Origin of the sequence: Amycolatopsis sp. SID8362, assembly GCF_010550475.1 — a bacterium.
Lineage (GTDB): Bacteria > Actinomycetota > Actinomycetes > Mycobacteriales > Pseudonocardiaceae > Amycolatopsis > Amycolatopsis eburnea.
In genome coordinates this window covers 1-2,528 of the sequence record NZ_JAAGNB010000596.1, presented here as the reverse complement: position 1 = coordinate 2,528, position 2,528 = coordinate 1, and the positions used below count along the sequence as shown (strand labels likewise).

Annotated in this window: 4 protein-coding genes; 2 read left to right on the top strand and 2 right to left on the bottom strand. The window is 71.0% G+C overall.

From position 1 onward, the window contains the following. Together G3I65_RS18725 and G3I65_RS18720 are read left to right on the top strand one after the other, a co-directional pair. Nucleotides 1–353: acyl-CoA dehydrogenase family protein (locus tag G3I65_RS18725; RefSeq protein WP_255481922.1), on the top strand; the 353-nt coding region annotated here is incomplete at its 5' end. A gap of 11 nt (nt 354–364) precedes the next feature. Then, nucleotides 365–1,450: an HAD family hydrolase gene (locus G3I65_RS18720; protein WP_160697256.1), complete on the top strand. Its 1,086-nt coding sequence runs from the start codon at nt 365–367 to the stop codon at nt 1,448–1,450. Nucleotides 1,451–1,505: 55 nt separating this feature from the next. On the opposite strand, the gene G3I65_RS18715 is transcribed toward G3I65_RS18720, so the two are convergent. Continuing rightward, complete coding sequence (locus G3I65_RS18715) at nt 1,506–2,171, bottom strand: O-methyltransferase (protein ID WP_160697255.1); 666 nt, start codon at nt 2,169–2,171, stop codon at nt 1,506–1,508. Between the two features lie 40 nt (nt 2,172–2,211). Beyond that, the coding region (locus G3I65_RS18710; RefSeq protein WP_203612426.1) for a DUF742 domain-containing protein at nt 2,212–2,528 on the bottom strand (317 nt) is incomplete at its 5' end.

Below are 2,528 nucleotides of genomic sequence, written 5' to 3'. Positions count from 1 at the left end.
AGGGCGGGGTGGCGCTGGCCGACCGCCAGCTCGTCGCCCGGCACCTGGCCGACCTGTACGCCGACGAGCAGGCCGCGACCCGCGTGTGCGAACACGCCAGCCGCGCCTGGGACGGGCGGTCCCCCGAAATGGTCGTCGCGACCGTGCTGGCCAAGTACGTCAGCTCGACGGCGGCGGCCCGCGGTTCGGGCGCGGCGGTGCAGGTGCTGGCGTCGGCCGCGGCCCAGGACGGCCACGTGGTCGCCCGGGCGCACCGCGACGCGAAGCTGATGGAACTCATCGAAGGCAGCAACGAGATCTGCCAGCTCATCCTGGCGGGGCACACCCGTGTCCTCGTGAATTCCGGCGACTGAGGAGGACTCCGGTGGCAAGCACGACCATCGTCAAGTGCCTGGTGTGGGACCTCGACGAAACCCTGTGGAACGGCACGCTGCTCGAAGACGGCGCGGTCGAGGTTTCCGAAGAGATCCGGCAGCTGGTGAAGACCCTCGACGCGCGCGGCATCCTGCAGTCGGTGGCGAGCAAGAACGACCACGAACACGCCTGGGCGCGGCTCGAGGAGCTGGGCCTCGCGGAGTACTTCGTGCTGCCGCAGATCGGCTGGCACGCGAAGTCGCAGTCGGTCAAGGCGATCGCGGACGAGCTGAAGTTCGCCCTCGACACGATCGCGTTCGTCGACGACCGCGACAGCGAGCTGGCGGAGGTGACCTACCACCACCCGCAGGTCCGCACCTACCGCGCCGAGGACGTGCTGGAGCTGGCGAACCTGCCGGAGTTCAGCCCGGAGACGGTCACGGTCGATTCGCGGCGGCGGCGTCAGATGTACCAGGCGTCCTTCCGCCGCCAGGCGGCCCAGGCCGGGTTCGCCGGCCCGGACGAGGACTTCCTGCGCTCGCTGGACCTGCGGATGACGATCCTGCCCGCCACCGGCACCGAGCTGTCCCGGGTGGAGGAGCTGACGCGGCGCACGAGCCAGATGAACGCCACCGGCATCCACTACTCCGACGAGAAGCTGCGCTCGCTGCTCGACGACCCGGCGCACCGGGTGCTGGTGGTCAGCATGCGCGACCGGTTCGGGCCGCACGGCGCGGTCGGCGTGATCCTGCTGGAGATGTTCGAGGAGTTCTGGCACCTGAAGCTGCTGGCGACGTCCTGCCGCGTGGTCTCGTTCGGCGCGGGCTCGATCATCCTGCGCTGGCTGGCCAACCAGGCGGCCGCCGCCGACGCGCACCTGGTCGCCGACTTCCGGGCGACCGACCGCAACCGGATGATGGAGATCGCCTACCGCTTCGCGGGTTTCGCGGACGACGCGTGCGCGTGCACGGCCGTGCTGCCCGACGGCGAGGTCCCGGGCCTGCAGCGGCTGCACCTGGAGCCGGTGCGGCAGGAGGAGCCCACGACGGTCACGCTGGTGGCGCCGGACCTCGGCGAGCCGGTCGGCGCCCGCTGAGGGACGTAGCAAGAAGGCCCGCTCCCGGACCGGGAGCGGGCCTTCTTCGTGCGCTTCAGCCCACCTTGCGGATGAGCGTGATGCCGTCGGCCATCGGCAGCAGCGACATCTCCACGCGCGGGTCGTCGCGCACGAAGCGGTTGAACTCGCGGATGGCGACCGTGTCCGGGTCCTGGGCCGCGGGGTCGGCGACGCGCCCGAAGAAGAGGGTGTTGTCGACGACGATGAGCCCGTCGGGGGCCAGCAGCCCGAGCGCGGCTTCGTAGTAGGCGGCGTACCCGACCTTGTCGGCGTCGATGAAGACCAGGTCGACCGTGCCCGGCCCGTACTCGTAGAAGAGGGTGTCGAGCACCTGCGTGGCGGGATCGATCCGCAGGTCGATCCGGTCTTCGACGCCGGCCCGCCGCCAGTAGGGCCGGCCGAACGCCGGCCAGCGGTCGGTGATGTCGCAGGTGATGAGCAGCCCGGAGGCGGGCAGCGCCCGGGCCATGCAGAGGGAGCTGTAGCCGGTGAAGGTGCCGACCTCCACCACCAGGCGCGCCCGGGTGAGCTTGACCAGCATCGCGAGCAGCCGGCCTTCTTCCGCGGACACCTGCATCGCCGCGCCCATGGGCAGCGAGGCCGTCTCGTCGCGCAGTTCGCGCAGGATCTCGTCCTCGGCTTGCGAATGCTCGCTCACGTAGCCGAGCACGTCGGAGGACGCCAGTAGTTGGGTCGCCATGGCGGAAGCCTAGGTTCGCCGGATCCTGGAAGTGTCTAGTTCACAGCCGCAGCAATCCCTGGTGGACGCGGTGCAGGAGGGCGAGGGGAGGCCGCCCTTCCCGGCCGAGATCCGCGACGTCGGCGACGAGCAGGCCGGTGTCGATGCCGCGCTGGACGAGGGTGCGGGTGGCGTCGAGCGACTGGCGGAGATAGGCGGAGACCTCGGCGATCGAGGTGGGGATCTGGCACATCCGGCAGAGCGCGTTCAGGTCCGGGTCGAGGGGCGGGGTGGTGGCGGTGCGGTGGCGGCCGGTGGCGAAGAGCATGACCTCCGGGGGGAGGAGGTGGCGGGGTTGCGGGGGTGGTGGGGTGCTGC